The organism is Candidatus Pelagibacter sp., assembly GCF_052049815.1.
Taxonomy (GTDB): Bacteria; Pseudomonadota; Alphaproteobacteria; order Pelagibacterales; family Pelagibacteraceae; genus Pelagibacter.
Window position 1 is genome coordinate 21,817 of sequence record NZ_JBNGZG010000008.1, and the last position, 25,509, is coordinate 47,325.

Annotated in this window: 26 protein-coding genes; 24 read left to right on the forward strand and 2 right to left on the reverse strand. The window is 31.9% G+C overall.

Features of this window, described 5'->3' with window-relative positions; translation table 11 throughout:
- Window position 1: 1 nt before the first annotated feature.
- From ACTT9D_RS02615 to ACTT9D_RS02630, 4 genes are read left to right on the forward strand one after another with little or no spacing between them, the layout of a single operon-like run.
- Window positions 2–1,330: an amidase gene (locus ACTT9D_RS02615; protein ID WP_440930315.1), complete on the forward strand. Its 1,329-nt coding sequence runs from the start codon at window positions 2–4 to the stop codon at window positions 1,328–1,330.
- A gap of 2 nt (window positions 1,331–1,332) precedes the next feature.
- Entirely contained in the window at window positions 1,333–1,509 is a 177-nt protein-coding gene (locus ACTT9D_RS02620; protein ID WP_440930316.1) for a hypothetical protein, read from the forward strand.
- A gap of 11 nt (window positions 1,510–1,520) precedes the next feature.
- A complete protein-coding gene (locus ACTT9D_RS02625; RefSeq protein ID WP_440930317.1) occupies window positions 1,521–2,426 on the forward strand; it encodes a DMT family transporter in 906 nt (301 codons plus the stop codon).
- Window positions 2,410–3,228: an alpha/beta hydrolase gene (locus ACTT9D_RS02630; RefSeq protein ID WP_440930318.1), complete on the forward strand. Its 819-nt coding sequence runs from the start codon at window positions 2,410–2,412 to the stop codon at window positions 3,226–3,228. Before ACTT9D_RS02625 ends, ACTT9D_RS02630 begins: the two co-directional genes overlap by 17 nt.
- 1 nt (window position 3,229) lies before the next feature.
- On the opposite strand, the gene ftsY is transcribed toward ACTT9D_RS02630, so the two are convergent.
- Window positions 3,230–4,147 carry a signal recognition particle-docking protein FtsY gene (gene ftsY, locus ACTT9D_RS02635; protein WP_440930319.1) on the reverse strand — a complete coding sequence of 306 codons (918 nt, stop codon included), beginning with the start codon at window positions 4,145–4,147 and terminating at the stop codon, window positions 3,230–3,232.
- Entirely contained in the window at window positions 4,147–4,971 is an 825-nt protein-coding gene (dapF, locus tag ACTT9D_RS02640) for a diaminopimelate epimerase (RefSeq protein WP_440930320.1), read from the reverse strand. Before dapF ends, ftsY begins: the two co-directional genes overlap by 1 nt.
- A gap of 160 nt (window positions 4,972–5,131) precedes the next feature.
- Between dapF and ffh the strand changes: the two genes are divergently transcribed.
- The 20 genes from ffh to sucD are packed head-to-tail and all read left to right on the forward strand — an operon-like array spanning window position 5,132 to window position 25,507.
- Window positions 5,132–6,493, forward strand: a complete 1,362-nt coding sequence (ffh, locus tag ACTT9D_RS02645; RefSeq protein ID WP_440930321.1) for a signal recognition particle protein — start codon at window positions 5,132–5,134, stop codon at window positions 6,491–6,493.
- A 10-nt stretch (window positions 6,494–6,503) separates the two neighbouring features.
- On the forward strand, window positions 6,504–6,998 hold the full coding sequence (gene rpsP, locus ACTT9D_RS02650; RefSeq protein ID WP_440930322.1) for a 30S ribosomal protein S16: 495 nt from the start codon (window positions 6,504–6,506) through the stop codon (window positions 6,996–6,998).
- 14 nt (window positions 6,999–7,012) lie between these two features.
- The gene (gene trmD, locus ACTT9D_RS02655) at window positions 7,013–7,702 is read left to right on the forward strand and encodes a tRNA (guanosine(37)-N1)-methyltransferase TrmD (protein WP_440930323.1); all 690 of its coding nucleotides are present in this window, start codon (window positions 7,013–7,015) and stop codon (window positions 7,700–7,702) included.
- Window positions 7,703–7,717: 15 nt separating this feature from the next.
- Window positions 7,718–8,272, forward strand: coding sequence for a 50S ribosomal protein L19 (gene rplS / locus ACTT9D_RS02660; RefSeq protein ID WP_440930324.1), 555 nt, complete (start codon window positions 7,718–7,720; stop codon window positions 8,270–8,272).
- Between the two features lie 10 nt (window positions 8,273–8,282).
- Window positions 8,283–9,686, forward strand: a complete 1,404-nt coding sequence (leuC, locus tag ACTT9D_RS02665) for a 3-isopropylmalate dehydratase large subunit (protein ID WP_440930325.1) — start codon at window positions 8,283–8,285, stop codon at window positions 9,684–9,686.
- The gene (gene leuD, locus ACTT9D_RS02670) at window positions 9,686–10,291 is read left to right on the forward strand and encodes a 3-isopropylmalate dehydratase small subunit (protein WP_440930326.1); all 606 of its coding nucleotides are present in this window, start codon (window positions 9,686–9,688) and stop codon (window positions 10,289–10,291) included. Before leuC ends, leuD begins: the two co-directional genes overlap by 1 nt.
- Window positions 10,284–11,390 (forward strand): 3-isopropylmalate dehydrogenase, encoded by a 1,107-nt coding sequence (leuB, locus tag ACTT9D_RS02675; protein WP_014952611.1) that lies wholly within the window; start codon window positions 10,284–10,286, stop codon window positions 11,388–11,390. Before leuD ends, leuB begins: the two co-directional genes overlap by 8 nt.
- A gap of 26 nt (window positions 11,391–11,416) precedes the next feature.
- Window positions 11,417–13,180: an acyl-CoA dehydrogenase C-terminal domain-containing protein gene (locus tag ACTT9D_RS02680; protein WP_440930327.1), complete on the forward strand. Its 1,764-nt coding sequence runs from the start codon at window positions 11,417–11,419 to the stop codon at window positions 13,178–13,180.
- Window position 13,181: 1 nt separating this feature from the next.
- Window positions 13,182–14,798, forward strand: a complete 1,617-nt coding sequence (locus ACTT9D_RS02685; protein WP_440930328.1) for a long-chain-fatty-acid--CoA ligase — start codon at window positions 13,182–13,184, stop codon at window positions 14,796–14,798.
- A gap of 8 nt (window positions 14,799–14,806) precedes the next feature.
- The gene (locus tag ACTT9D_RS02690; RefSeq protein WP_440930329.1) at window positions 14,807–15,580 is read left to right on the forward strand and encodes an alpha/beta fold hydrolase; all 774 of its coding nucleotides are present in this window, start codon (window positions 14,807–14,809) and stop codon (window positions 15,578–15,580) included.
- Complete coding sequence (locus tag ACTT9D_RS02695) at window positions 15,580–16,686, forward strand: dimethylsulfoniopropionate demethylase (RefSeq protein WP_440930330.1); 1,107 nt, start codon at window positions 15,580–15,582, stop codon at window positions 16,684–16,686. The genes ACTT9D_RS02690 and ACTT9D_RS02695 overlap by 1 nt, the downstream gene beginning before the upstream one ends.
- Window positions 16,687–16,703: 17 nt before the next feature.
- Window positions 16,704–17,711 (forward strand): aspartate-semialdehyde dehydrogenase, encoded by a 1,008-nt coding sequence (locus ACTT9D_RS02700; protein WP_440930331.1) that lies wholly within the window; start codon window positions 16,704–16,706, stop codon window positions 17,709–17,711.
- The gene (sdhC, locus tag ACTT9D_RS02705; protein ID WP_440930332.1) at window positions 17,701–18,084 is read left to right on the forward strand and encodes a succinate dehydrogenase, cytochrome b556 subunit; all 384 of its coding nucleotides are present in this window, start codon (window positions 17,701–17,703) and stop codon (window positions 18,082–18,084) included. The genes ACTT9D_RS02700 and sdhC overlap by 11 nt, the downstream gene beginning before the upstream one ends.
- A complete protein-coding gene (gene sdhD / locus ACTT9D_RS02710) occupies window positions 18,084–18,407 on the forward strand; it encodes a succinate dehydrogenase, hydrophobic membrane anchor protein (RefSeq protein WP_440930333.1) in 324 nt (107 codons plus the stop codon). Before sdhC ends, sdhD begins: the two co-directional genes overlap by 1 nt.
- The gene (gene sdhA / locus ACTT9D_RS02715; RefSeq protein WP_440930334.1) at window positions 18,404–20,179 is read left to right on the forward strand and encodes a succinate dehydrogenase flavoprotein subunit; all 1,776 of its coding nucleotides are present in this window, start codon (window positions 18,404–18,406) and stop codon (window positions 20,177–20,179) included. Before sdhD ends, sdhA begins: the two co-directional genes overlap by 4 nt.
- The gene (locus tag ACTT9D_RS02720) at window positions 20,179–20,958 is read left to right on the forward strand and encodes a succinate dehydrogenase iron-sulfur subunit (RefSeq protein WP_014952620.1); all 780 of its coding nucleotides are present in this window, start codon (window positions 20,179–20,181) and stop codon (window positions 20,956–20,958) included. Before sdhA ends, ACTT9D_RS02720 begins: the two co-directional genes overlap by 1 nt.
- A gap of 42 nt (window positions 20,959–21,000) precedes the next feature.
- The gene (locus tag ACTT9D_RS02725; protein WP_440930335.1) at window positions 21,001–22,494 is read left to right on the forward strand and encodes a CoA-acylating methylmalonate-semialdehyde dehydrogenase; all 1,494 of its coding nucleotides are present in this window, start codon (window positions 21,001–21,003) and stop codon (window positions 22,492–22,494) included.
- Between the two features lie 15 nt (window positions 22,495–22,509).
- Window positions 22,510–23,472 carry a malate dehydrogenase gene (gene mdh, locus ACTT9D_RS02730; protein ID WP_440930336.1) on the forward strand — a complete coding sequence of 321 codons (963 nt, stop codon included), beginning with the start codon at window positions 22,510–22,512 and terminating at the stop codon, window positions 23,470–23,472.
- Window positions 23,472–24,632, forward strand: a complete 1,161-nt coding sequence (gene sucC / locus ACTT9D_RS02735) for an ADP-forming succinate--CoA ligase subunit beta (protein ID WP_440930337.1) — start codon at window positions 23,472–23,474, stop codon at window positions 24,630–24,632. Before mdh ends, sucC begins: the two co-directional genes overlap by 1 nt.
- Window positions 24,632–25,507: a succinate--CoA ligase subunit alpha gene (gene sucD / locus ACTT9D_RS02740; protein WP_440930338.1), complete on the forward strand. Its 876-nt coding sequence runs from the start codon at window positions 24,632–24,634 to the stop codon at window positions 25,505–25,507. The genes sucC and sucD overlap by 1 nt, the downstream gene beginning before the upstream one ends.
- The last annotated feature ends 2 nt before the right edge of the window (window positions 25,508–25,509 follow it).

Here is a 25,509-nt window from a genome sequence, read left to right on the forward strand (position 1 = left end):
AATGTCAGAGATCATTTCTTTAAGCTTAGAGCAGTTAGCTACTAAAATAAAAGATGCCCAGTTATCATCAGTAGATGTTTGTAAGGCTTTCATAGAAAGAATTGAAAAATATGAGAAAGATATAAAAGCCTGGGCTCATTTTGACAAAAAAGTTTTATTAGAAAAAGCTGAAGAAGCCGATGAACATAGAAGATCAGGAAAACCTTTAGGATCTCTTCACGGAGTACCAGTTGCTGTAAAAGATATTGTTGGAACAATTGATATGCCTACAGAGTGTGGAACAGTTATTAGAAAAGGTAAGTCTTATTCTCAAAATGCTGAAATAATTGATATGTTACATTCAGCAGGTGCATTAGTAATGGGAAAAACTGCAACATCAGAACTTGCTTTTTTAGGACCACCAGCGACAACCAATCCTCATGATAATTCAAGGACACCAGGAGGTTCTTCAAGTGGCTCGGCTGCAGCCGTTGCTTCTTTTATGGCGCCAGTTTCAATTGGATCTCAAACAGGTGGTTCAATAATTAGACCAGCCTCTTATTGTGGTGTCGTTGGTTACAAACCAACTTATGGTTTAATTTCACGTAATGGTGTACTGAGAACTTCTTATAATCTTGACCATATGGGAGTATTTGGAAGATCTGTAGAAGATGTTGCCATGCTTGCAAAGGTACTAATTAAAAAAGACAAATATGATCCTGCAACAATTCATTATTCTGCAGATAATTTTGTAGAGGAGACAAAAAAAGGACCGTTGTTTGAACCAAAATTTATTTTTTATAAAACTGAATATTGGAAATTGATTGATAAAAAATCTAAAGGTGCATTTGAATATTTTATTAAATCATTTCCAAAAAATATTGAGGTGTTTGATACTCCTTCTTATTTTAAAGATATCCATAAATATCATCAAATAATACACGAAACAGACTTAGCAAATAATTTTTCTGTTTATTATAAAAAGTATAAAAAGAAACTTTCAAAATATATGCAAGATGCAATAGCAAATGGAAATAAACATTCTGCTAAAGAATACGCTGAAGCTATAGATTTTATGAAGAGAAGTTATGAGTCTTACCAAGAAGTATTTGAAGATTATCATGGAGTCTTGTCACCATCTAGTCCAGGTGTTGCACCCAAAGGACTTAAGAGTACTGGGACAGCTGAGTTTAATAAAGTTTGGTCTTACATGGGCACACCATGTATATCTCTTCCTTTACTTGAGGGAGAAAATAACTTACCATTAGGAGTTCAAATAATTGGTGATAAATATGATGATCACCGATTTTTAGGAGTAGCAAACTGGTTAGAAAAGGAGTGTAAAGAATAATTATGAATAAAATAACAACCATAATTGGATTATCTTTTGCAATATTTTTTTTAATTGGATTAGCAACTACGCTTACTAGATCAATGATGATTGGTTTTATAGATGTTTTGCCAGTTTATATTCTGATGGGTGTTGCCATCATTATGATGGTTTACGAAGCTTTTTTTGATAAAAAATAAACCTCTATAAATTGAAAGACAGAAACAAAAATTTATTTGGTTATTCCTTACTTTTAATACAACCTATTTTTATGGCGAGTAATCTTGTTGTTGCAAGAGGTGGGGTTGAGTATGTGCCTCCTTTGTCACTCGCTTTTTGGAGATGGGTAACTGTATTTTTAATATTACTTCCATTTACATTTTCAGCTTTAGCTAAAAACATAGAGATTATCAAAAAAGAGTATAAACAGTTATTTTTTTTAGGCGCTATGGGATGTGGTGTGTGTGGTGCATTTCCATTTTTAGCAGGTGAAACTACCACAATAACAAATATGGGGATTATTTATACTTCATCACCAGTTTTTATATTTATAATTTCTTATTTCTTTTTTAATGAAAAAATAAATTTGACAAAATTTGTTGGGCTTGTTTCATGTTTAATCGGTGTGTTTGCTATCATCATAAAAGGTGATGTTAATCTCTTATTAAGTTTGAAATTTACCGTTGGTGATCTTTGGATGTTAGGTGCTGCAATAGGATGGGCGCTTTATTCTATATACTTATTTTATTGGAGAACAGATTTAGCGATCTTTCAAAGATTCACTCTTGTAGCTTTTTTTGGCGCTTTGAGTTTAATGCCATTTTACTTAATTGAGCAATTTATTTTTGAACCTACCTCATTTAATTCTGATTTTTTTGCCTGGGTAATTTTTGCTGCTATATCACCAGGGATTATTGCATTTACTTTGTACACAATGGCTCAAAAAAGATTAGGTGCTTCTATAACTGGTTTTACGTTATATATTTTTACAGTTTATGGTGCTGTTTATGGATATTTTTTATTTAACGAACAATTTGAATTTTATCATTTGATTGGAACTATATTAGTATTTTTTGGAGTATTTTTAGCAAAAAGAAAAAATGAAAAAAAAAATTAAGGATATTTTCTTGTATTTTTTAATTGCGATACCAACAGTATATATTTTGCTTCTACTTTTTCTTTATTTTTATCAAAGAAATTTATTATATCACCCTAATGAAAATAATTATTTTGGCGATAATTTAAAAATAGAAGTAGATAGAATTAAAATAAAAACTTCAGATAATTTGGATCTTAATGCTTGGTATTATGAAAAAGACAAAAACAAATTTAAAACTTTATTATTTTTTCATGGAAATGCTGGGTTATTAGAAAACAGAATTTACAAATTGAATGCACTAGATAAGTTGAATTTAAATATTCTAATAATTGCATGGAGAGGTTTTAGTGGAAATCAAGGAAAACCAAATGAAAAGGGTTTATATGAAGATGGCAAAAGTGCAATTGATTGGTTATTAAATAATGGAGTTAAAGAAAGAAATATAATCCTTTATGGAGAGTCTTTAGGAACTGGTATTGCAACTCATCTTGCACAAAAAAGGGATTTTGCAGGTGTAATTCTAGAAACACCATTTACTTCTATGATAGATGCAGCTAAAACATTTTATCCATATGTTCCAGTAAACATTTTACTTAAAGATAGATATGAAAATAAAAGTAAAATAGTGAATATAAATTCACCGATATTAATTATGCATGGAGAAATAGACAATATAGTTCCATTTCATATGGGAAAAAAATTATTTGAAATAGCTAACGAGCCAAAAACATTTTATTCAACTAAAACAGACAATCATATGATGGAGTATGATGATAAATTAATAAATGAGTTAGATATTTTTATAAAAAGCTTAAATTAATTTATTTAATATTTGTAAATACTTCAGCAAATTTTTCAGAATCAAATATTTGTAGGTCATCCTCTTTTTCACCTAATCCTAAAGCAATTATTGGAAGTTTAAACTTTTTGGATACTGCTATTAGTATCCCACCTTTTGCAGTACCATCTAACTTTGTCATTATCAAACCTGTAACTGGAATAATTTTATTAAATTCCTCCACTTGATTTATTACATTTTGTCCTGAAGTTGCATCTAGAACAAGGATAACCTCATGTGGAGCATCACTTTCCACTTTTTTAACTACATTTGCAATTTTTTTGTATTCTTCCATTAAGTTCTTTTTGTTTTGAAGTCTTCCTGCAGTATCAATAATTATTTGATTAAAATTATTATTTTTTGCTTGCTCAACCGCCTTATAAGCAACTGAAGCAGGATCGGATCCCTGAGAAGATTTTACTATTTCAACATTGATCTTTTTTGCCCAATTATCTAATTGTTCTATTGCGGCAGCTCTAAAAGTATCTGATGCTGCTAATATTACCTTATTATCTTTTTCTTTAAAAATTTTGCTTATTTTTCCAATTGTAGTTGTTTTGCCTACACCATTAACACCTGAGATTAAAATTACATTTAAGTGATCTTTTTTTTCAAAAAAGTTTTGTTTTTCCAAAGGTTGCATCAAGTTGATAATGTATTCTTTTAAAATTAAATTGATTTCAGATGTTACTTCTTTACTAGGATCTATCTTTTTTTTTGAAATTATTTCTTTAATTTCTGATGCTGCAACGGTTCCGACATCAGATGAAATTAAATAGTCTTCAACTTGACTAAGTGTTTCGTCATTAATTTCTTTTTTAATAACTATTTCTTTTAGTCCAGATGAAAAAGCTTCTGCACTTTTTTTAAAACCACTTTTAAACTTTTCAAATATACCCATTAAATTTTAATATTTATTTCTTTAATATCTGAGACAGGACCTTTCATGTGAATACTTTCTTTATCATCAATAAGAATAGATAGTTTTCCACTTGCAAATTCAATATCTGTATTGTTTCCAGTTAATTGATTTATTTTACCAGCATAAGCGGTTGCACAAGCTGCCGTACCACAAGCTTTAGTGAGACCTGCTCCTCTTTCCCAAACATTAACTTTTATATGATCTTTATTAATTTTTTGAGCAATAGTAACATTACATTTTTCTGGAAATAGTTCAGAGTTTTCAATTATTGGACCAATCTTTTTAATTTCAAATTTTGAAATATCTTCAACAAAAAAAATTACATGTGGATTTCCAACATTAACCGCAGTACCGCCTATGAAATCATTTCCATTTTTATCTGATATTTTTATCTGCAAGTTTTTGCTGTTCATATCTTTTGACAAGGGAATTTCATTCCATTTAAGTTTAGGTATACCTATTTCAGTACTCACAAGTCGATCTCCCAAAATTTTTGAAACTAATTCACCTGAAGATGTTGTTAGAACAATTGTTTCTTTTTTATTTTCTTTATTCAAAAATTCAGCAATACATCTTGTCCCGTTACCACAAGCTCCAGAAATACTTCCATCTGAATTATAGAAAATTAGTGATGCATCGGTGTTTTGATTTTTTTTTAAAATAATAAGTTGATCACAGCCAATATAATCACGATCACAAATTTTAGTTATTTGATCATTAGAAAGTTCAATTTCCTCAGATCTAGCGTCTATAATTACAAAATCATTACCTAAACCATCCATTTTGTAAGCTTTAATGTTCATATATCTTATTTAACTTATTTATTGACTTTTTGAACCTCTATTATAATTTGCAGCAGTTTCCGCAAAAACGTTAAATTTGCGGTGTCTTTGGAAACAAAGAGATCGACACTAGTCAGCGAGGGTTCGCCCACTAGTGCGATTACTGCTGTGCGTTATAAATATGTTTGAAAACTTAACAAATAAATTTGAAGAAATTTTTTCTTCACTTAAAAAAGCTCCTTCACTTGATGAGAAACAAGTAGATGAAGGATTAAGAAGTATTAGGCAAGCCTTATTAGAGGCTGATGTTTCTTTAGAAGTTGCAAAACAATTTGTAGAAACCGTCAAACCTAAAGCACTAGGTCAAGAAATTATAAGATCTACATCTCCTGGAGATATGGTTGTTAAGATTGTTTATGACGAATTGGTAAGCTTTCTTGGAGACAGTAACCAAGATTTAAATTTAAGCGCGGTTCCACCAGTGCCTATGATGTTAGTTGGTCTACAAGGATCAGGTAAAACAACGACTACAGCAAAATTAGCAAAATTTATTGAGTTAAATAAGAAGAAAAAAGTAATGATGGTCAGTTTAGATATCTACAGACCAGCTGCTCAAGAACAATTGAAAACTCTTGGAGAACAAAACAATATATTAACTTTACCAATAATTGAGGGTCAACAACCAGCTGATATTTGCAGAAGAGCTATTAGTGCAGCAAGCCTTAATGGGGCAGAAGTTATTTTATTTGATACTGCTGGAAGAACTCAAATAGATCTTCAAATGATGAGTGAGATAAAACAAGTCTCTTGTATTATAAATCCAACTGAAACTATTTTAGTTGCAGATTCACTAACTGGTCAAGTTGCAGCCTCAGTGGCAAAAGAATTTAAGAATACAGTAAATCTTTCTGGAATAATATTGACTAGAGCTGATGGTGATGCAAGAGGTGGTGCTGCTGTTAGTATGAAATTCGTTTCTCAGGTTCCAATAAAGTTTTTAGGTATTGGAGAAAAGATAGATAATTTTGAAGCATTTCATCCTGATCGTATAGCAAATAGAATTTTAGGCATGGGAGATATTGTTTCTCTTGTAGAGAAAGCTGCTCAAGATTTAGGTGAAGAAAATATCAAAAAGGCTGAAGAAAATTTAAAAAAAGGCCAATTCTCAATGGAAGATTATTTATCACAATTAAGACAAATGAAAAAAATGGGAGGTATTGAAGGAATAATGTCTTTTATGCCTGGAGTATCTAAAATGAAATCACAAATGGATGCTGCTGGTGTAGATGAAAGTATTATAACTAAAAATGAAGCTATAATTTTGTCTATGACAAAAAAAGAAAGAGAGAATCCAAAAATTATCAATGGTTCTCGAACTGTCAGAATTGCTAATGGTTCTGGAACTGATCCTGCCACTATCAATAAATTGCTTAAGCAATTTAAAATGATGTCTGAAATGATGAAAAAGATGTCTAAAGGAAATCTGAAAGGAATGTCTGATAAAGGTATTCCACCAGAACTATTTAATCAATTAAAACAATAAAGGAGAATAAATGTTAAAACTTAGATTATCTAGAGGCGGAACTAAAAAAAGACCTGTCTACAAAGTTGTTGTTGCAGACAGTCGTTTCGCAAGAGATGGAAGATTTATTGAAAAAGTAGGATTTTTTAATCCTCTTCTTCCAAAAGAAAAAAAAGAAAGAATTGGTTTAGAGGCCGAAAGAATTAAGTATTGGCTTGGACAAGGTGCTCAACCAACTACTAGAGTTGCAAGAATTTTAGGTGAAAATGAGTTAATGCCTATGCCTGCAAATGGAAATAATCCTCAAAAAGCTGTTCCAAAGAAAGAAAGAAAAAAAGAAGGTGAGTCATCAGAAGCTCCTAAAGCAGACGCAGCTCCAGCAGCAGAAGCTCCTAAAGCAGACGCAGCTCCAGCAGCAGAAGCTCCAAAAGAAGAAGCTCCTAAAGCAGACGCAGCTCCAGCAGCAGAAGCTCCAAAAGAAGAAGCTCCTAAAGCAGACGCAGCTCCAGCAGAGGAAAAAAAATAAACAGTTAGTATTTTATGTTGAGAGCTCAAATATTTACTCTTTACCCAGAGTTTTTTCCAGGCCCTTTATCAAAAGGACTTTATGGAAAAGCAATGTCGAAAAAACTTTGGGATCTTAAAGTTGTGAACATTAGAGATTATGCTACTGACAAACATAAAACTGTTGATGATACTCCTTATGGAGGAGGATCTGGAATGTTGATGAAGCCAGATGTTCTTGCAAAATCAATAGATGAAAACGTTGTTAAAAATGAAAGAATATTTTATCTTTCACCTAAAGGTAAATTATTTGATCAAAACTTTGCTAAAGATCTTTCAAAGGAACAATCAATTTCTTTAATATGTGGACATTTTGAAGGTGTAGATGAGAGGATACTTTCAACAAGAAAAATTGAAGAAATAAGTCTTGGAGATTTTGTTTTATCTGGTGGCGAGACAGCAGCGTATGTAGTTTTAGATAGTATTTTAAGATTATTGCCTGGCGTTCTTGGAAATGATCAATCTACTAATGATGAGAGTTTTGAAAATGGGCTTCTCGAGTATCCGCAGTATACAAAACCACCAATTTGGGAGGAAAAATTAGTACCAGATGTCTTATTATCTGGAGATCACGCTAAAATTAAAGACTGGCGTTTATCTCAATCTGAGGCTATAACACGCGTCCGAAGACCAGATTTGTGGAAAAAATATAACAAGAAAAATTAGACCGAGTATTAGAAAATGAAAACGATTGAAGAAATAAATCAAAGCAAAGTTAAACAAATTCTTTCAGAAAAGAAAATCCCAGCTTTTTACCCAGGTGATGTTGTAAAAGTAGGTGTGAGAATAACTGAAGGTAAAAAAGAAAGAATTCAGTATTTCGAAGGTGTTTGTATTGCAAAAAAAAGTAGAGACATTAATTCTTCATTCACTGTAAGAAAAATATCTTTTGGTGAAGGAGTAGAAAGAACATTTCCATTATATGGTCCAGTAATTGATTCAATAAAAGTAATTAGATCAGGTAAAGTAAGAAGAGCAAAACTATATTATCTAAGAGACAGAACTGGTAAATCAGCAAGAATTGCGGAAAAGATAAGAAAAAATATAGGTATAGATGTTGATACAAAACCAGAAACAGTTACTGAAGAAAATGTTGCTACTCCAGCAGTAGAGCCAGAAGCTCCTATAAAAGAAGCAACTGAAACTGTAAAGGCAGAAACTCCAGCTAAGTCAGAAGCAAAAGAAGCAAGCCCAGCACCTGAAGCAAAAACAGAAAGCACAGAAGAAAAAAAATAATTTTTTCTAAATGGCCTTAACACTTTACGATAAGATTTGGAAAGATCATCTAGTTGATATTCAAGATGATGGAACTGCTTTATTATTTGTTGATAGACATTTAGTTCATGAAGTTACAAGCCCACAAGCTTTTGAAGGCTTAAGAAATTCAAATAGAAAAGTAAGACATCCAGCTTTAACATTAGCTGTTGCAGATCACAATGTTCCTACAACTGATAGGACAAAAGGAATAGCAGACGAAGATTCAAAAATTCAAGTCGAGACATTAGAAAAAAATTGTAAAGAATTTGGAGTACAACTATTTGGTATGGATGATAAGAGACAAGGTATTGTTCATATAATAGGTCCTGAACAAGGTTTTACTCAACCAGGCACTGTAATTGTTTGTGGAGATAGTCATACAGCAACACACGGTGCATTTGGTGCATTAGCTTTTGGTATCGGAACTTCAGAAGTAGAGCATGTTTTAGCAACACAAACCTTAGTTCAAAAAAAAGCAAAAAATTTTAGAATTAATGTAAATGGAAAATTACCTTTAGGAGTAACTTCTAAAGATGTAATTTTACAAATTATTGGAAAAATAGGTACAGCAGGTGGGACAGGCTGTGTAGTTGAGTATGCGGGTAATTTAATAAGTTCTTTGAGTGTTGAGCAAAGAATGACGATTTGCAATATGACTATCGAAGGTGGTGCCAGAGCTGGCTTAATTGCACCAGACCAAAAAATATTTGATTATTTAAATGGAAAACCAATGTCACCAACTGGAGAGAATTGGAATAAAGCAGTTGAGAACTGGGAAAAATTGAAATCTGATGATGGAGCATCTTTTGATAAAGAAATCAATCTTGATGCAAATGAAATTAAACCAATGATCACATGGGGAACTTCACCACAAGACGTCATTACAATAGACGGAAAAATTCCAAACCCAAGCAACGAAAAAGATGAAGATAAGAAAAACTCGATTGAAAGAGCTTTAAAGTACATGGGATTAAAACCAGATATGTCTGCAATAGATATTAAAATAGATAAAGTTTTTATTGGAAGTTGTACGAATGGAAGGATTGAGGATTTAAGAGAAGCAGCAAAAATTTTAAAAGATAAGAAAAAAGCAAGTCATGTTCATGCAATGGTGGTTCCGGGATCTGGATTGGTAAAAGAGCAAGCAGAACAAGAGGGATTGGATAAAATTTTTATAAACTCAGGATTTGAATGGAGAGAACCTGGTTGTTCAATGTGTTTAGCTATGAATGCAGATAAATTAAAACCTGAAGAAAGATGTGCGTCTACTTCAAATAGAAATTTTGAAGGCAGACAAGGCAGAGGAGGAAGAACACATTTAGTTAGTCCAGGCATGGCAGCTGCTGCTGCGATTTCAGGAAATCTTGAAGATGTTAGAAAGTTTGAAAACTAATGCAAAAATTTAATAAATTAAAAAGCATTCCTGCATATTTACCAATTGTAAATATTGATACAGATATGATTATTCCAAAACAGTTCCTAAAGACAATTAAAAGGACAGGACTTGGTAAAAACTTATTTTTTGAAATGAGATATGATGAAAATGGAGAAAAGATAAATGATTTTATCTTAAATAAAGATCCTCATGATAATTCAAAAATATTAATAGCTGGTAAAAACTTTGGATGTGGTTCTTCTAGAGAGCACGCTCCATGGGCATTATTAGATTTTGGAATTACTTGTGTAATTAGTTCAAGCTTTGCTGATATCTTTTATAACAATTGTTTTAAAAACGGAATTCTTCCAATAATTGTAGAGGAAGAAAAAATTAAAGAATTATCAGAGTATTCAAATAGAAAAGAAGAAATTTCGATTAATCTTGAAGAGGAAAAAATAATTTATGGTAACAGTGAGATCAAATTCGAAATTGACCCGTTTAAAAAGAAATGTCTATTAGAAGGTTTGGATGATATTGCTCTATCTTTAAAAAAATCTGAAAAAATAGAATCTTTTGAAAAAAATTTAAAAAATCAAAAACCTTGGATCTTTAATGATTAAAGTTAAAAAAAGAAAAATTCTTCTGCTTGCTGGAGATGGAATTGGCCCTGAAGTTACTGGAGAAGTAAAAAAAATTATAAATTGGTTTAATTCAAAAAAGTCACTTGATTTTGAAATAGATGAAGATTTAGCAGGAGGTTGTTCTTATGATAAACATGGTACTCCCTTGACTGATGAAGTTTTTTATAAAGCTCAAGAAAGTGCTGTAGTTATGTTAGGAGCTGTGGGTGGACCAAAATGGGATAATGTAGAGTTTTCAAAAAAACCCGAAAGAGCATTATTAAAATTAAGAAAAGAATTGAAGCTATTTGCAAACTTAAGACCAGCAATATGTTTCAAACAATTAGTTGATGCATCAACTTTAAAACCAGAAATAGTTTCAGGCTTAGATATCATGATTGTAAGAGAACTTACAGGTGGGATTTACTTTGGAGAACCAAGAGGAATTAAACCAATAGAAAATGGAGAGAGAAAAGGAATTAATACTCACACTTACACAAGTAGCGAAATCACAAGAGTTGCAAGAATTGCCTTCGATCTAGCAAGGAAGAGATCAAATAAAGTTACATCTTGCGAAAAATCAAATGTGATGGAAGCAGGACAACTTTGGAAAGAAGAAGTTCAAACTTTACATGATAATGAATATAAAGATGTTGAGCTTAGTCATATGCTTGCAGATAATTGTGCGATGCAATTACTTAGATACCCAAAACAATTTGATGTAATTGTCACTGATAATTTATTTGGTGATATGCTTTCAGATCAAGCATCAATGTTAACAGGTTCTTTAGGATTATTACCATCAGCATCATTAGGTGCAAAAAATAAAGATGGAGAAATGAGAGCTATGTACGAACCAATTCATGGTTCAGCGCCTGATATTGCTGGAAAAGGAATAGCAAACCCAATTGCAACAATACTAAGTTTTGCAATGGCATTAAGATATTCACTAGACCTAGATAAAGAAGCAGATTCCCTAGAAAATGCAGTTCAAGAAGTACTAAATGACGGATTGAGAACTAAAGATATTTTATCTGAAGGAACTAAGGAAGTTTCTACTTCTCAAATGGGTGACGCGATAATTTCGAAATTGAATTAATTACTTATTTCACTTAAACTTTCTATATGCCAAGTTATACAGCACCAGTTGAAGATATGATGTTTCTTTATGAAAAATTAAGAAACAATAAAAATTATAATGAACTTGAAAAATATAAAGAAGTTAGTTCAGATTTAGTTAGAGATATTTTGGAAGAGGCAGCAAAAATCAACCAAAATATAATTTTACCACTTGCAAAAGCAGGCGATGAAAATCCAACTGTATTAGAAAATGGAGTAGTTAGAACACCTCCTGGATATAAAGAAGCTTATCAAAAATATATAGAAGATGGTTGGACGTCGCTTTCTTGTGATCCAAAATATGGAGGCCAAGGAATGCCAAAAACGGTGAGCGCCTTTTTTGATGAAATGTTATCTTCAGCAAGTTTATCATTTAAACTTTATAGTGAATTAAGTATTGGAGCTTACAATTGTATAAATCATCATGCGTCTGATGAAATGAAAAATAAATATTTACCAAAAATTGTTGAGGGTAAATGGAGTGGGACTATGTGTTTGACAGAACCAGTTTGTGGAACTGATCTTGGTCTTTTAAAAACAAAAGCTGTAGAACAAGATAATGGCACTTATAAAATAAGTGGACAAAAAATTTTTATTACATCAGGAGATCATGACTTAACTGAAAATATAATTCATTTAGTTTTAGCAAGAGTTAGTGATTCACCAGCAGGAACAAAAGGAATAAGTTTATTTTTAGTACCAAAATTTATTGTTAAAGAAGATGGTTCGGTTGGTCAAAGAAATGGAATTTCAACAGGATCTATTGAAAGTAAAATGGGGATTAAAGGCTCTGCTACATGTGTATTAAATTTTGATGAAGCCGAAGGCTATATGATTGGACAGAAGGACAAAGGTTTAAATGCAATGTTTACTATGATGAATTTAGAAAGAATTGTAGTTGGTATCCAAGGATTAGGTATATCTGAGATTGCTTATCAAAATTCGTTAGCATATGCGAAAGAAAGAAAACAAGGAAAAACAAATAATACAAAATCAACAAATGGTGCAGACTTCATTATTGAACATGCTGATATCAGGAGATCTTTATTGAATATGAAATCGATAATCGAGGGAGAGAGAGCTTTATGTTTTTGGTTATCCCAACAAACAGAAGTAAGTTTGTATCACGAAGATAAGAGTATTAAACAAAAAGCCTTAAATTATGTTTCACTTATGACACCAGTTGTAAAATCTTTATTTACCGATTTAGGAATGGAAATAACAAATGATGCAATGCAGATATTTGGTGGATATGGCTATACAAAAGACCAGGGTATCGAGCAACTTTACAGAGACAATAGGATTACTCCAATTTACGAAGGAACAAATTCTGTTCAGGCAGCTGATTTAGTTTTTAGAAAATTAGTAAATAAAAATGGAGATATTATTGATGACTACCTTAAAATGATTGAGGAAGAATGTTCATCATCAGATACAAAAATTAAACCTTTTGTTGAAGATTTAAAAAATTCTCTGACTGATCTTAAAGAATTTACTTCTTGGATAAAAGATAAAATAAAAAATCAAAAAGATGATGCTAGTGCAGCTTGTAATGATTATTTAAAAGCTTTAGGTTATGTTTCAGTTGCATTCGCTTGGATTAAAGTTCTTGAGGTTTCTTTTAGAGACTACGATGAAAATAAGAAATTTCATGAAGAAAAAATTCAAACAGCTCAGTTTTATTTTAATAGAGTTTTACCAAGAGCCGAAAGTCACTTTAAAAGCGTCAAGACTGGAAGTGATTATATAATGAAATTCAACTTTAATTAATATGAACAATTACGAACAAAATTTAAATAAAAATGATGCAAATTTTGTTCCCTTAACTCCTCTGACTTTTTTAGAAAGAGCAAAAGATATTTACCCAAATTATGAAGCCTTGGTTTACGAAAACAGAAGTTATACTTGGAGTGATCTTTATAGAAGGTGCACTAAATTTGCGAGTGCTCTAGAAAAAATAGGTATTGGATTAGGAGATACCGTTTCCGTAATGGCTATGAATACCCCTGAAATTTTTGAAGCTCATTACTCTGTTCCAATGACGGGTGCAATATTAAATACAATAAACGTTAGATTAGATGCTAAGACTGTACAATATATACTTGAGCACAGTGAAGCAAAAGTATTTATTGTAGATAGGCAATTTCATTCTGTAATTTCAAAAGTAATGGAACAATTAAAAAATAAGCCGATAATAATTGATATCCAAGATGATTTTGCAGATCAAAGTTTATTAAAGAAAATTGGGGAACATGAATATGAGGATTTTTTAAATACAGGGGATGACAATTACATTTGGAAAAGACCAAAAGATGAATGGCAAGCTATTTCTTTAAATTACACTTCAGGTACGACCGGAAATCCAAAAGGTGTAGTATATCATCATAGAGGATCATATTTAATGTCAACAGGAAGTGCTGTTGCTTGGAATATGCCAAACAGACTAAGTTTTTTAACAATAGTTCCAATGTTTCATTGTAATGGTTGGGGATATCCGTGGACGATTCCAATGCTAAATGGAAAAACAGTTTGTCTGAGAAACATAGATGTAAAAAAAATCTTTGAATTGATTATAAAACATAAGGTTACTCATTTTGGAGGAGCACCAATAGTGTTAAACATGATAACAGGTGCATCAGAAAAAGATCGAAAAAAATTAGAACACAAAGTTTATGTACTTACAGCTGGAGCTCCACCTCCAAGTATAATATTTAAGAAAATGGAGGCATTGGGTTTTGAGGTGATGCATGTTTATGGTCTTACAGAAACATATGGTCATGTTTCACAATGTGCCTGGAATGATGAGTGGAATTCACTAGACGAAGATAAAAAAAATGAAATTAAAGCAAGACAAGGTGTTAGATACCCAAATACAGAAGATATTAAAGTGATGAATCCAGAAAATATGGAACCAGTGCCACAAGATGGAAAAACTATGGGTGAAATTATGATTAGAGGAAATGTTGTGATGAAGGGATATTTCAAAGATAAAGCAGCCACTGATAAAGCAATGAATGGAGGCTGGTTTCACTCTGGAGATTTGGCTGTAGCTCATCCTGATGGATATATAAAAATTCAAGACAGATCTAAGGATATAATAATTTCAGGAGGTGAAAACATATCATCAATTGAAATTGAAAATACTTTATCTAAGCATCCGGCAGTATCAATTGCAGCAGTTGTTGCAAAGCCTGATGAAAAGTGGGGCGAAGTTCCAGCTGCCTTTATAGAAAAAGTTAAAGATAAAGATGTAACTGATAAAGAATTAATGGATTTTTGTAGAGAAACATTAGCTGGATTTAAAATTCCTAAATACATAGAATTTTGTGAATTGCCAAAAACATCGACTGGAAAAATTCAGAAATTTGAACTGAGAAAAAAATTTTAGGTTAATTCTTGATTTTTGAAATAGAAAATAAAAAAATACATGTATCAGATGCAGGTCAAGGAATAGATCCTAGCAAAGAAACAATTGTTTTTTTACATGGAAGTGGCTTATCACATATAGTCTGGTCATTATCTGAACAATTTTTTTCAAATAAAAATTTTAATGTTTTATCAATTGATCTTCCTGGTCACGGAAATTCTGAAGGGCCATGCTTAAAAACAATAGAAGAAATTGCTGAATGGTTAGAAACTTTTTTTTCAACATTGAAATTAGAAAAAATTAATCTTATTGGACACTCTCAAGGATGCCTAGATATTTTAGAATATGCTTCAAAATATTCTGAGAGATTAAATAAAATTATTTTTGTTGGTGGTTCTTACAAAATGCCTGTTCATCCTGACTTAATCAATCTTGCAGAAAGTGGAGACTCTGATGCTGTTAAGTTAATGATGAAATGGGGATATGAAGGCTCAAAAAAATTTATTGGTGGAAACCCAGTAGAAAGAATAATTCAATCTCCAAGAGATATAAGTGAAATATTGGCTGTAGATTTAAATGCCTGCAATAATTATTCAAATGGATTGAATGCTGCAAAAAAAATTCAAAACCCAACTTTGTTGATTTTTGGTAAATTAGATAAAATGGTAAATCTAGAAAATGGACATAAGTTTGCTGACCATATTAAAAATAGCTCTACACATGTCATAGAAAATTGTGGTCATATGATTATGATTGAAAAAGCCTTTGAAATGAGAGACAAGATCCTAGAATTTTTAAATTAATGAAAAATTACCTAATTGCAAAATCAAGAAGACTTAGAAGCACTCCTTATACTTCTAGAATAGAAAAACAAGGAGTTACAGCTTATACAGTTTATAATCATATGCTATTACCTGCAGCTTTTGGTTCATTGGAAGAATCATGTGATCATTTAAAAAAAGATGTTCAAGTTTGGGATGTTGCAGCTGAAAGACAAGTTGAAATAGTTGGAAAAGATGCAGCAAAACTAGTTCAGCTAATGACTTGTAGAGATTTGTCTAAATCTAAAATTGGTCGTTGTTATTATTGTCCTATAATCGATGAAAATGGGAAAATGGTTAATGATCCCGTAATACTAAAACTTGATGAAAATAGGTTTTGGATATCAATAGCAGACTCCGATGTAATATTTTTTGCAAAAGGTCTTGCTCATGGACATAAATTTGATGTCAACATTTTTGAACCCAATGTAGATATTATTGCAGTACAAGGTCCAAAATCTTTTGCTTTAATGGAAAAGATTTTTGGGAAGAAAATTTTAGATTTAAAATTTTTTGGATTTGATTTTTATGATTTTCAAGGAACGAAACATTTAATAGCAAGATCAGGCTGGTCAAAACAAGGTGGTTTTGAAATATATGTAGAAAACACTTCTTCTGGAGTTCAACTGTATGACAAACTATTTGAGCAGGGAAAAGATTTAAATGTAAAAGCTGGTTGTCCAAATTTAATTGAAAGAATTGAAAGTGGATTATTATCCTATGGAAATGACTTTGATAACAATGACAACCCTTATGAGTGTGGTTTTGAAAAGTACGTAAATCTAGATAACAATATTGAGTTCTTAGGAAAAGAAAAATTAAAGGATATTAAATCAAAAGGAATTGAAAGAAAATTAATGGGTGTAATCTTAGATTTAGAAAAACTTTCAATAACTAAATCACTTGATATTTATGAGAAAGAAAAAAAAATTGGAGATTTAAGGTCTGCATGTTTTTCACCTTATTTCAAAAAAGTAATAGGTATAGCTATGATTAGCGAACCCTTTTGCAAGGCATCACAAACTGTTTACCTTAATATTGATGGTAAAAAAGTTTCTGGAAAAGTTTGTGATTTGCCATTCATCTAGTATAAACCTCAATTATTATGAATATTGCAATTGTAGGAGCTACGGGTAATGTTGGAAGAAAAGTACTTGAGGTGCTTGAGAGAAAAAACTTACCTTTTTCAGAAATCTATTTAGTTGCTTCTCCTAGAAGTGCTGGTTCAAAAATTAACTTCAAAGGTAAAGATATAGTTGTTGAAAATTTAGAAACTTTTGATTTCTCAAAAGCTAAAATAACTTTTTTTGCTGCCGGTGGTAAAATCTCAGAAACTTATGCACCAAAAGCTGCTGAACATAGTTTTGTAATTGATAACTCAAGCTATTTTAGAATGGATCCAGACGTTCCTTTAATAGTGCCCCAAGTAAATGCAGATGATTTAAAAAATATAAAAAAAAATATTATAGCTAATCCAAATTGCTCTACAGCACAATTGGTTTTACCTTTAAAACCAATTCATGACTTATTTAAGATAAAAAGAATAGTTGTTGCAACTTACCAATCTGTATCTGGCGGTGGCAAAGGACCGATGGATGAATTAATTGAACAAACAAAACTATCTTTAGAAAATAAAGAAATTAATTCTAAAAATTTCACAAAACAAATTTCATTTAATCTTATTCCTCATATTGATGTATTTTCTGATGATGGCTACACAAAAGAAGAACTAAAGATGACTAATGAAACTAAAAAAATATTAGATCCTAATATTGAATTATCTGCAACATGTGTGAGAGTGCCAGTATTAGTTTCACATTCTGAAGCAGTAAATTTAGAATTGGAAAAAGATTTTACTATTGATCAAATTAAAGAATGTTTAGAAAATATGGAAGGTTGCAAAGTTATAGATGAAAGAAAAGATGGAGGATATTCAACACCTCTTGAAGCAGCAGGAAAAGACGAAACTTTTATTTCTAGAATTCGTGAAGATAAAACAAAAAAGAATTGCTTAAATATGTGGGTTGTGTCAGACAATTTATTAAGAGGAGCGGCCTTAAATGCAGTGGAAATTGCTGAGACATTAATTAAAAATAATTTTTATGGAAAATAAAAGACCTCTATCTCCCCATATTCAAATTTATAGATGGCATATATCTTCATTGGTTTCTATTTCACATAGAATAACTGGCATCATAAATATCATAGCAATAACATTAATTTGTTTTTTAGCATGTGTTTTAATGTTAGGTGAAGAAAGTTTCAAAATTATTGAAATATTTTTTAATTCTTTTTTTGGAAAATTTATTATCTTAGGAATTACTTGGTCATTCAGTTTTCAAATATTAAGTGAGATAAGACATCTTGTTATGGATTTAGGTTATGGTTTTGAGCTTAAAACTACGAAAATCACAGGTCTTGTGGTGATTGTTGGTTCAGTAATTTTAACAATTTTATTTTATTTAATTGGAAAGAATTTTTTTTAATGATTAGTGCTACAAAAAGATGGTTATTTTTAAAAATCAGTGGAGCACTTTTAGTTCCATTAATGATTTGGTTTATTTTAAATTTTGTAGCAATTTATAATCAAGGTTATTTTGAATTAGTTAATTTTTTTTCAAAAGGAATTTCAGGTTTTATTTTTAGTATTTTCATAATTATAGCTTTTTTCTTCTCAGCTATAAGTATTAGTGAGGTTTTTGAAGACTATATTGGAGATGAAAAAATAAAAAATGTCGCAAACAAGCTTTTATATTTGTCAGCTGTGGTAATTCCTTTAATTACAATTATATTAATAAATAACATATGAGTTCATACGAAATTAAAGATCATCAATATGATGTAGTTGTTTTAGGAGCTGGAGGTTCAGGCCTAAGAGCTGCAGTAGGCCTAAGCGAGGCAGGCCTTAAAACTGCATGTATTTCAAAAGTGTTTCCAACAAGAAGTCATACTTCAGCAGCGCAAGGGGGTATTTCTGCTGCACTAGGAAATATGGGTGAAGATGACTGGAGATGGCATATGTATGATACTGTAAAAGGCGCTGATTGGTTAGGTGATCAAGATAGTATTGAATACTTATGTAAGGAGGCTCCAAAAGCTGTGATTGAGTTAGAAAAGTATGGAGTGCCATTTAGTAGAACAGAGGACGGCAAAATCTATCAAAGACCATTTGGTGGAATGACAAAAAATTATGGTAATGGAATTGTTCAAAGAACATGTGCGGCTGCTGATAGAACAGGACACGCAATTTTGCACACACTATATGGACAAGCACTTAAACATAAAACTGAATTTTTTATTGAATATTTTGCATTAGACCTATTGATGAAAGATGGACAATGCAAAGGACTTATTGCATGGAACTTAAATGACGGAACTATTCATAGATTTAGAGCTCATACAGTAATTATTGCAACAGGTGGATATGGAAAAGTTTATTATTCTGCAACATCAGCTCACACATGTACAGGAGATGGAAATGCAATGGTGTTAAGAGCAGGTCTACCACTTCAAGATATGGAGTTTGTACAATTTCATCCAACAGGTATTTATGGGCATGGAACGTTAATAACAGAAGGTGCAAGAGGTGAAGGAGGTTACCTTACAAATTCTAAAGGTGAAAGATTTATGGAGCGATATGCTCCTAAAGCAAAAGATCTTGCTTCAAGAGATGTTGTAAGTAGATCGATGTCTATCGAAATTAACGAGGGAAGAGGTGTTGGTAAAGATCAAGATCATGTTCACTTAAATTTAAGTCATTTAGATAAAGATATTATAGAAAGTAGACTGCCAGGAATTACTGATGCTGCAAGACTATTTGCAGATGTTGATGTAACTAAGGAACCAATCCCAGTGGTACCAACAGTTCATTATAATATGGGTGGAATACCAACAAACTATAAGGGCGAAGTACTAACTGTTAATGGCTCAGAGAAAACAGTTCCAGGTTTGATGGCAATTGGTGAAGCGGCATGTGTTTCAGTTCACGGTGCTAACAGATTAGGGTCAAACTCTTTAATTGATTTGGTTGTTTTTGGAAGAGCAGCAGCAAAGAGAGCAGCTGAAATAGTTAAGCCAGGCGCACCTCATGAAGAAATTCCAGAGTCAGAAACACAAAAGTGTTTGGATAGATTTGATAAATTAAGAAATGCAGATGGAGATACAGGTACTGCAGAACTAAGATTGGCAATGCAAAAAACAATGCAGTCTAAATGTGCAGTATTTAGAACTGAAAAGAATTTAAAAGAGGGTGTTGATGAAATAAGAAAAACTTATGATGGCTTGGGATCCATCTCAGTAAAAGATAAATCATTAGTATTTAATACAGATTTAGTTGAAACACTTGAGTTTGATAATTTAATTAGACAAGCGGTCACAACAGTTGACTCAGCCTATAATAGAAAAGAGAGCAGAGGTGCTCATGCAAGAGAAGATTACCCTAAAAGAGATGACGAAAAATTTATGCAGCACACACTGATTTGGTGTGATGGTAAAGATACAAAAATTACATATAGACCAGTTCATAAAACAACTTTAACAAATGAAGTACAATATTTTCCACCACAGGAAAGAGTATATTAATGGTCCAGATTAATTTACCAGAAAACTCAAAGGTAAAAAAAGGTAAATATTTTAAAGATAAAACCGGTTCTAAAAATCTAAGGAAAGTAAATGTTTATAGATGGGATCCCTCAACTGGAGAGAATCCTAGAGTAGACACTTATGAGGTCGATATGGATAACTGTCCTTCAAAGGTTTTAGATGTTTTAAATAAGATTAAAAATGAAATTGATCCAACATTGGCTTACAGAAGATCATGTGCTCATGGCGTTTGTGGTTCTTGTGCAATGAATATGGGTGGAAAAAATGGTTTAGCATGCACAACACCTCATGCAGAAATTGATGGTGATATTGATATTTATCCTTTGCCACACCTTAAAGTTAAGAGAGACTTAATTGGTGATTTAGATGATCTTTATAAACAATATCAGTCTATAGAACCGTGGTTACAATCTAATTCAAAATCTGAGACAAAAGAAATTTTTCAATCTCAAAAAGATAGAGAAAAACTCGATGGTGCTTATGAATGTATTATGTGTGCATGTTGTTCTACCTCATGCCCTAGTTATTGGTGGAATGGAGATAAATACTTAGGACCCGCAGTATTACTTCAGGCATACAGGTGGATAGTTGATAGTAGAGATGAAGAAAGAGAGAAAAGACTTAAAAAAGTTGCAGATGAATTAAAATTATATAGATGCCACACAATATTAAACTGTACCAACGCTTGTCCAAAAGGTTTAAATCCAGCTAAGGCTATTGCTGAAATTAAGAAAATGCTAGCTACGGCTAACATATAAGTAATAGACTAATAAAGTTTTTTGCTCTAAAAGATCGTATTCATGAAAATTATTGAACATTTCGTTGGCGGTAAGCTGACCTCTGGTAAATCAGATAGAAAAGGGAAAGTTTTTAATCCTGCAACTGGTGAACAAGAAAAAGAAGTAGTATTAGCATCAAAAGCAGATCTAGATGATGCAGTTAATATTGCTCAAAAAGCATTTGAATCTTGGTCATTAAAACCAGCACTTCAAAGAGCAAGAATAATTTTTAAATTTAAAGAATTAATTGAAAAAAATTCAGATGAACTTGCTGAACTAATTGTTGCTGAACATGGAAAAGTTTATGAGGATGCAAAGGGATCTCTAACAAGAGGATTAGAGGTAGTTGAATTTGCATGTGGAATACCTCATTTACTCAAGGGTGAATTTTCAGAAAATGTTGGAACTAATGTAGACAGTTACTCAATGCGCCAACCTCTTGGCGTAGTTGCTGGTATCACTCCCTTTAATTTTCCAGCAATGGTCCCAATGTGGATGTTTCCAATAGCTATAGCATGTGGAAATACCTTTATATTAAAACCATCAGAAAAAGATCCATCTTGTTCAATAAGGTTAGCAGAATTATTTAAAGAAGCTGGATTGCCTGATGGAGTTTTAAATGTTGTACATGGTGATAAAGAGTCTGTAGATGCAATTTTAACTAACCCAGATATTAAGGCTGTGAGTTTTGTTGGATCTACGCCAATTGCAAAATATATCTATGAAAATTCTGCTAAAAATGAAAAAAGAGTTCAAGCACTTGGAGGTGCAAAAAATCATTTAGTAGTGATGCCAGATTGTGATCTTGATGGAGCTGTTAATGGATTAATGGGAGCTGCATATGGTTCAGCTGGTGAAAGATGTATGGCCCAATCTGTTGCTGTAGCAGTTGGAGATATTGGAGATGAACTTGTATCAAGACTTTCAAAAAAAGCAGAAGCTTTAAAAGTTGGTCCTGGAATGGATAAAACATCTGAAATGGGACCTTTAGTTACAAAAGAACATTTAGCAAAAGTAAAAAGTTATGTTGATCTTGGAGTTGAAGAAGGTGCAAAACTTGTTGTAGATGGTAGAGATTTAAAACTTCAAGGCTATGAAAATGGGTTCTTTATAGGTGGTTGTTTATTTGATCACGTTGATAAAAATATGAGAATTTATAAAGAGGAAATATTTGGTCCAGTATTATCAGTGGTGAGAGTTAAAACTTTTGAGGAAGCAACTCAATTGATAAATGATCATGAATATGGAAATGGCGTTAGTATTTACACAAGAGATGGAGATGCAGGAAGAACATTTGCAAGTAAGATTCAAGTAGGAATGGTTGGTATCAATGTTCCAATTCCTGTACCAATGGCATTTCATAGTTTTGGTGGATGGAAAAGATCTTTATTCGGTGATAGTGCGATGCATGGAATGGAAGGTGTAAAATTTTATACAAAATTAAAGACAGTCACATCAAGATGGCCATCAGGAATTAGGTCAAATGCAGAATTTATAATGCCAACAATGAAATAAAAGGAAGTAGAAATAATGAAAAAAATATCTTTAATAGGAGCAGGACAAATTGGTGGAACTCTAGCACACTTAATTGGAATAAAAGAATTAGTTGATGAAGTTGTTTTATTTGATGTTGCAAGTGGTATAGCCAAAGGCAAAGCTCTAGACATTGCACAATCATCAGCTGTAGACGGTTTCAATGTGAAATTGTCAGGAACAGATGACTATAAAGATATTAAAGACTCTGATGTAGTAATTATAACTGCTGGTGTTCCAAGAAAACCAGGAATGAGCAGAGATGATTTATTAGGAATTAATTTAAAAATAATAAAACAAGTAGCTGAGGGAGTTAAGAATAATGCTCCAAATGCATTTGTTATTTGTATTACAAATCCATTAGACGTGATGGTAATGGCATTTCAAAAATTTTCAGGTCTTCCAGCAAATAAAGTAGTTGGTATGGCTGGAATTTTAGATAGCTCAAGATTTAAATTATTTCTTTCATTAGAATTTAATGTTCCAGTAAGAGAGATAGAAGCAATGGTAATGGGTGGCCATGGAGACACAATGGTGCCTCTTCCTAGATTTACAAAAATTTCAGGAAAACCATTATTGGATTTAGTCAAAGAAGGAAAAATTTCTGAAGAGAGAGTTGAAAGTATTAATCAAAGAACTAGAGATGGTGGCGCTGAAATAGTGAAATTTTTAGAAAAAGGATCTGCTTTTTATGCTCCTGCTGCATCTGGAGTTCAGATGGCCGAAGCCTATTTGAACGATCAAAAGAAACTTTTGCCGTGCGCAGTACATCTGAATGGTGAATACGGAGTGAGTAATGTTTATGCAGGTGTACCAGTTATTATTGGAAAAAATGGGGTAGAAAAAATAGAAGAAATTGATTTAGACGAAAAAGAAAAAAAAGAATTTATGCATTCTGTAGATGCTGTGAAAAAATTATGGGAAGCTGCTTCAGCAATTGATGGTGATCTAGCGAAATAATGAATATTCACGAGCATCAAGCAAAACAAATCTTGGAAAAATATGGAGCACCAGTTCCAAAAGGTGTTTTTGGTTTAAGTGTTAATGAAGCTGTAGAGAAAGCAAAAAATCTTGAAACAAAAAAATACGTATTAAAAGCACAAATTCATGCTGGTGGTAGAGGTAAAGCAGGCGGTGTTAAAATATTAGATAACCTACAAGAGCTTGAAAAAGCTGCCAATGAATTATTTGGAAAAACATTGGTTACACATCAAACTGGTCCAGAAGGAAGAGAAGTAAAAAGATTATATATAGAAGAATCTTCTGAAATAGATAAAGAATTTTATCTTTCATGCTTAGTAGATAGAGCAAGTTCCAAAATTGCTTTTATTTCAAGTGATCAAGGTGGAATGGATATTGAAGAAGTAGCAAGCAAAACTCCTGAAAAAATAATTACAACAAAAGTCGATTTTAACGATGATATTTCAGATAAAGATTGTGAAGAAATTATAAAAATCTTTAATTTAAAAGATAGTGCACAAAATCAAGGAATAAGTTTAATAAAAGCTATCTACAAAATGTTTGTTAACACAGATGCAAACATGGTTGAAATAAATCCTCTCATCTTAACAAAAGACAATAAAATTATTTGTTTAGATGCAAAGGTAAATTTTGACGATAATGCTTTATTTAGACATCCTGAGATTTTAGAACTAAGAGATTTAAATGAAGAAGATCCTACTGAAATAGAGGCAAGTAAACACGAACTAGCTTATATAAAATTAGATGGAAGTATTGGATGTATGGTTAATGGCGCAGGCTTAGCGATGGCTACAATGGATATAATTAAATTATATGGTAAGGAACCTGCAAATTTTTTAGATGTGGGTGGTGGAGCTTCAAAAGAAAAAGTGGCAGCAGCATTTAAAATAATCTTATCTGATAAAAATGTTAAAGGTATTTTGATAAATATTTTTGGTGGAATAATGAGATGTGATGTTCTTGCTCAAGGAGTCGTAGATGCAGCAAAAGAAATAAACATCTCTGTTCCATTAGTTGTAAGATTAGCAGGAACCAATTTCAAAGAAGGTAAAGAAATACTTGATAGCTCTGGCTTAAAAATTATTTCTGCAAACGATCTTGATGATGCTGCAAAAAAAATTGTAGAGGCAATTAGGTAATGTCAGTTTTAGTAAACAAAAATACAAAAGTAATTTGTCAAGGTTTTACAGGCTCACATGGCACTTTCCACTCTGAGCAAGCAATTAAATATGGAACTAATTTAGTTGGTGGAGTTACTCCCAAAAAAGGGGGACAAAAACATTTAGATAGACCAGTATTTAATTCTGTTGCAGAAGCAAAAAGCTCTGTAGGTGCTGATGCTACGATGATATATGTTCCAGCAAAATTTGCTGCTGCAGCGATTATTGAGGCAATAGAAGCTGAAGTTGAATTAATAGTTTGTATTACGGAAGGTATACCAATTCAAGATATGCTAAAGGTAAGACAAATTTTAGATAAATCAAAAAGTAGACTGATAGGTCCTAACTGCCCAGGAATTATTACCCCTGATGAATGTAAAATTGGAATAATGCCAGGTAATATTCATAAAAAAGGATCTGTTGGTATTGTATCAAGATCAGGTACTTTAACTTATGAAGCAGTTGCACAAACGACAGTTAATGGATTAGGTCAGTCAACATGTATTGGTATTGGTGGTGACCCAATTAATGGAACAAACTTTATAGACTGTTTGGATTTATTTTTAAATGACCCAGAGACGCAATCGATTTTAATGATTGGTGAGATTGGTGGGACAGCAGAAGAGGAAGCTGCAGAATTCATCAAAAACCATAAAATTAAGAAACCTATAGTTGGATTTATAGCTGGAATAACAGCTCCTCCTGGTAGAAGAATGGGACATGCAGGTGCAATTATTTCTGGTGGCAAAGGTGGCGCTGAAGATAAAATTAAAAAGATGGAAGAATGTGGAATTACAATGTCTAACTCCCCATCTAAAATTGGAGAAACACTGTTTAATAAATTGTCTAATTGAAA

Excerpts from the sequence above, each read along its gene's own strand:
- ACTT9D_RS02615 (WP_440930315.1), top strand. The coding sequence starts at position 2 with ATGTCAGAGATCATTTCTTTAAGCTTAGAGCAGTTAGCTACTAAAATA.
- ACTT9D_RS02620 (WP_440930316.1), top strand. The coding sequence starts at position 1,333 with ATGAATAAAATAACAACCATAATTGGATTATCTTTTGCAATATTTTTT.
- ACTT9D_RS02630 (WP_440930318.1), top strand. The coding sequence starts at position 2,410 with ATGAAAAAAAAAATTAAGGATATTTTCTTGTATTTTTTAATTGCGATA.
- ftsY (WP_440930319.1), bottom strand. The coding sequence starts at position 4,147 with ATGGGTATATTTGAAAAGTTTAAAAGTGGTTTTAAAAAAAGTGCAGAA.
- dapF (WP_440930320.1), bottom strand. The coding sequence starts at position 4,971 with ATGAACATTAAAGCTTACAAAATGGATGGTTTAGGTAATGATTTTGTA.
- ffh (WP_440930321.1), top strand. The coding sequence starts at position 5,132 with ATGTTTGAAAACTTAACAAATAAATTTGAAGAAATTTTTTCTTCACTT.
- rpsP (WP_440930322.1), top strand. The coding sequence starts at position 6,504 with ATGTTAAAACTTAGATTATCTAGAGGCGGAACTAAAAAAAGACCTGTC.
- trmD (WP_440930323.1), top strand. The coding sequence starts at position 7,013 with ATGTTGAGAGCTCAAATATTTACTCTTTACCCAGAGTTTTTTCCAGGC.
- rplS (WP_440930324.1), top strand. The coding sequence starts at position 7,718 with ATGAAAACGATTGAAGAAATAAATCAAAGCAAAGTTAAACAAATTCTT.
- leuC (WP_440930325.1), top strand. The coding sequence starts at position 8,283 with ATGGCCTTAACACTTTACGATAAGATTTGGAAAGATCATCTAGTTGAT.
- leuD (WP_440930326.1), top strand. The coding sequence starts at position 9,686 with ATGCAAAAATTTAATAAATTAAAAAGCATTCCTGCATATTTACCAATT.
- leuB (WP_014952611.1), top strand. The coding sequence starts at position 10,284 with ATGATTAAAGTTAAAAAAAGAAAAATTCTTCTGCTTGCTGGAGATGGA.
- ACTT9D_RS02680 (WP_440930327.1), top strand. The coding sequence starts at position 11,417 with ATGCCAAGTTATACAGCACCAGTTGAAGATATGATGTTTCTTTATGAA.
- ACTT9D_RS02685 (WP_440930328.1), top strand. The coding sequence starts at position 13,182 with ATGAACAATTACGAACAAAATTTAAATAAAAATGATGCAAATTTTGTT.
- ACTT9D_RS02695 (WP_440930330.1), top strand. The coding sequence starts at position 15,580 with ATGAAAAATTACCTAATTGCAAAATCAAGAAGACTTAGAAGCACTCCT.
- ACTT9D_RS02700 (WP_440930331.1), top strand. The coding sequence starts at position 16,704 with ATGAATATTGCAATTGTAGGAGCTACGGGTAATGTTGGAAGAAAAGTA.
- sdhC (WP_440930332.1), top strand. The coding sequence starts at position 17,701 with ATGGAAAATAAAAGACCTCTATCTCCCCATATTCAAATTTATAGATGG.
- sdhD (WP_440930333.1), top strand. The coding sequence starts at position 18,084 with ATGATTAGTGCTACAAAAAGATGGTTATTTTTAAAAATCAGTGGAGCA.
- sdhA (WP_440930334.1), top strand. The coding sequence starts at position 18,404 with ATGAGTTCATACGAAATTAAAGATCATCAATATGATGTAGTTGTTTTA.
- ACTT9D_RS02720 (WP_014952620.1), top strand. The coding sequence starts at position 20,179 with ATGGTCCAGATTAATTTACCAGAAAACTCAAAGGTAAAAAAAGGTAAA.
- ACTT9D_RS02725 (WP_440930335.1), top strand. The coding sequence starts at position 21,001 with ATGAAAATTATTGAACATTTCGTTGGCGGTAAGCTGACCTCTGGTAAA.
- mdh (WP_440930336.1), top strand. The coding sequence starts at position 22,510 with ATGAAAAAAATATCTTTAATAGGAGCAGGACAAATTGGTGGAACTCTA.
- sucC (WP_440930337.1), top strand. The coding sequence starts at position 23,472 with ATGAATATTCACGAGCATCAAGCAAAACAAATCTTGGAAAAATATGGA.
- sucD (WP_440930338.1), top strand. The coding sequence starts at position 24,632 with ATGTCAGTTTTAGTAAACAAAAATACAAAAGTAATTTGTCAAGGTTTT.